The sequence below is a fragment of the uncultured Empedobacter sp. genome, from assembly GCF_937930195.1.
GTDB classification, from domain to species: Bacteria; Bacteroidota; Bacteroidia; order Flavobacteriales; family Weeksellaceae; genus Empedobacter; species Empedobacter stercoris.
The window spans coordinates 1-3,602 of sequence record NZ_CALGVK010000121.1 but is presented as its reverse complement, the minus strand read 5'-3'; the positions used below and the strand labels follow the sequence as shown (position 1 = coordinate 3,602).

General features: G+C 32.0%; 3 protein-coding genes. All 3 read left to right on the top strand.

What is annotated here, in order from left to right:
- Nucleotides 1-1,675 (top strand): TonB-dependent receptor (locus Q0616_RS07360; protein WP_298776171.1); only part of this gene is annotated, 1,675 nt, incomplete at its 5' end.
- Nucleotides 1,676-1,702: 27 nt separating this feature from the next.
- A complete protein-coding gene (locus tag Q0616_RS07355; protein WP_286484152.1) occupies nt 1,703-2,485 on the top strand; it encodes a DUF2490 domain-containing protein in 783 nt (260 codons plus the stop codon).
- 712 nt (nt 2,486-3,197) lie between these two features.
- Nucleotides 3,198-3,500 (top strand): urease subunit gamma, encoded by a 303-nt coding sequence (ureA, locus tag Q0616_RS07350; RefSeq protein WP_038336653.1) that lies wholly within the window; start codon nt 3,198-3,200, stop codon nt 3,498-3,500.
- Nucleotides 3,501-3,602: the final 102 nt, after the last annotated feature.

Genomic DNA, 3,602 nt, shown 5'->3' with positions numbered 1-3,602 from the left:
AGATTTTAAAGGAGCTGTCAGTTTTTCATCAGGAAGTTTTGAAACCTTGCGTACAACCTTGGATATTGGTGGACCATTGAGTAATAATTTATTCTATCGATTGAATGCAGGTTATCAAACAAGTAAAACATTCAGAAAAAATAACAATCAAAAAATAGTTTCAGTAGCACCATCTTTTACGTTCAAACCAAGAAAAGGAACACAAATCGATGTGGATTTAACGTACGATAATTTTGATGGCTATTTGGATCGTGGAATGGGTGTGAAACAAACAGATTTATATGCAATCAATCGTTCTTTTACATTGTCGCAACCATCGGATTTTTTTAAAACAGAAACATTTTCGTTTCGTACAAAATTGACACAAAATATTTTAGATAATTTATCATTAACGCTTAATTATTCAAAATCAATTTATAAAGAAAAATTAAACGAGCACAGAACGTTGAATAGCTTTGCAGATGCGCCTTACAACACAATTGTAAACATGCGTTTTTTGTCTCGAGAAGCGACTGATTATACAGATAATGCTGTTGCTTTTTTGAATTATAAATTGCAAAAAGGACAAGTAAAACAAAATATAATTTTTGGTGTTGATTATGCGCAATATAAGCCAGATGCGGACAATCAGCAGAAAGAGGCGAGAAGCAAAGAGGTAAATGGAGAAATTGTTCCGTTGACATTTGATTTGAATCATCCAATTTACGAATCGAAAGATTTATCTTCTTACAAATGGTTAAAACAAGCGTCTTTTCCATTTTTGAGTTCTTACAAAACAACAGGCGTTTATGTACAAGATCAGGTAAAGTTTAATCGATTAGAAATGTTATTTGGTTTGCGTTACGAGCATTATACATCAGAAAGCGCAGATCCAAAAACGCCTTATTCAGCAACTCAAGATACATGGTTGCCTCGTGTGGGTTTGACATATAAAGTAACGCCAACAATAAATTATTTCGCTAATTATTCGCAAGGTTATGTGCCAATTGCGGCTGATTATGTAGCGAATTACAAAAATTATGGTGCTGATAAGCCATTTAAATCAGAAAGAAGTTTCCAAGTAGAAACAGGATTGAAAACAGAATTTTTCAAGAAAAAATTACAAATAGATTTAGCACTTTATCAAATTCAACGCAATGATATGATGATGCCAACAGGACAATTGAGCGATGCTGGTTTCCCTGTTTATCGTCAATCGGGTAAAGTTTCTTCGAAAGGTTTGGAATTGGATTTACGAGGACAATTGCACCGTAATTTACAAATGAGTTTCAATTATACTTATACAGATACAGAGGTTAAAGCTTCTTCTGTTGCTTCGGAAGTTGGAATGCCTTTGGCGAACGCACCGAAAAATATGGCGAATGTATGGCTGAAATATTCGGTTTTACATGATACGTTCAAAGGTTTAGGATTTGGTCTTGGGGCTTCTTATGTAAGTGATCGACGTATGGAAAATTCTGTTGGGAAAGATGCACAAGGTAATGCTGAGTGGGGATTTTTGCCAGATTACACAGTGGTAAATGCTGCAATTTATTATGATTTGAACCCATTAAAAATTTCAGTTCAGTTCAATAATATTTTCGATAAATATTATTTCCAAGGAGGAATTGATTACACTCGAGTTTTCCCTGGATCTCCAAGTAATATGATGGCTACGTTAAGTTATTCATTCTAAAAAAAATAAAACAAACAAAACATAAAAATGATTTCAATTACACGCAAAATAAGCATTGTTACTGCCTTTTTATTCACGCTTACAACAAGTTTTGGACAACTAAGTCCTCCAGGTTTAGGGAAAGCTAAAACCGCTTATTGGGCTGCTTTTGGTGTGCAACATAAGTTAGATTCTATTGGAAATAAATATGCAGTTGCTTATGTTGGAATGGGACGAAAAAGTTCGCCAGATAATTATAATCCAGTTGATAAACCTGCAATTTTAGTCTTGAATTATGAGATTTATAATAAATTCAAACCAAATCAACAATATAGTTATGCGATAAGCTATCGTCGTCAAAATGAATTTGACTCCGAAGCGCCTTTTCACAAAGAAGGAATAGAGCAGGAGTTTAGAGTTTATGGGCGTTATGCGTATACTGCGAATTTAGGAAAGTTGAAATGGAAGAATACAATTAGACAAGAATTCAGAAAGTTTTTTGATGCTGATTTTAATGAAGTTGACGAAAATTTTCAGTTAAGAACACGTGTAAAATCGCAATTAACGTATCCAATTTCTGATAAGAATAAGCAATCTTTAGCGCTTAGTGCCGAAGGTTTGTTTGCGACGAGTTATATGAACGATGTGGAAAAACATTGGACAAAATATGCGTACAAAGAAACGCGTTTGGGACTTTATTATATGTTCCAAATTCCGAATTCTCCGTTGACGATGGATATTGGTTATGTTAACAACTTGATTAGGAATTATTCAGAAGCTAAATCGGGTGTGCATTATGTTGCAGTTGATTTGGTTTGGAAGCTTCCGTAGAAATTAAATAAGTGATTTCGGGTGGTAATGATTTATTTTAATAAATAATTAAAATATTGAAATTAAATATATTAATCATTTTAAAGTAAGATTAAATTTTATTCATCAAAGGTTTTAGAATAGTCAAAAAGAATAAAATTGTCACGTTTTTGAATATTTATCTGATTTTTTAAATAAGAAACGAACAAAGTAAAACGTCTAATTTTACATCATTAATGAAAAAGGTTTTCTCTATAGTATTTTTAATGTTATTTATTACGTTTGTAATAAGTATCTCGAAGTTTTCTCAAACGAGAAGTCTTGTCGAGTCGCATAGAGAACACACAGAACAAATAGATTGTGGAACAAAATTATCTACTCAATTTAATAATTTCAATCTATTATCAGTTGATGAAAATAAATCAGAATCAGAAATTTTTACATTCGATTGTGATTTGTTTGTTCGCTTTTTGGCTATTTATTTTCATCAAACCTTTTATCAAAAAATATCGGAAACAGTTGAAGTTAAGACTTTAAAAAGTTTACCGAAATACATCTTATTTCATTCGCTACAAATTGATTACAAATAATTAATTTTTATTAATCTACAATAGATTTCATTGTTTTTAACAAAGCAATGAAGGATTCTTATTGTCAAAATTCAACATATTCATACACAAATTGTTTACATCAATGTGTAGAATAAATATCTAATTTTTTAAAAAATAAAAAAATGCATTTAACACCACGCGAATTAGAAAAGCTAATGTTACATACTGCTGGAGAGCTTGCGTTGAAACGTAAAGCAAGAGGCGTAAAATTAAATTATCCAGAATCTATTGCGCTTATCAGCCACTTTATTTTGGAAGGTGCAAGAGATGGGAAACGAGTTGCAGAATTGATGCAAGAAGGTGCAAACATCTTAACAACTGACGATGTAATGCCAGGAGTTGCGGAAATGATACACGATGTACAAGTGGAGGCGACTTTTCCTGACGGAACAAAGTTGGTAACGGTTCATAATCCTATTCGTTAATTCTAAAAAAATAAAAGAAAATGATACCAGGAGAAATTTTTGTAAAAGAAGGAACAATTGTTTGTAACGAAGGTAGAGATACGGTAAAAATTAATGTGATTA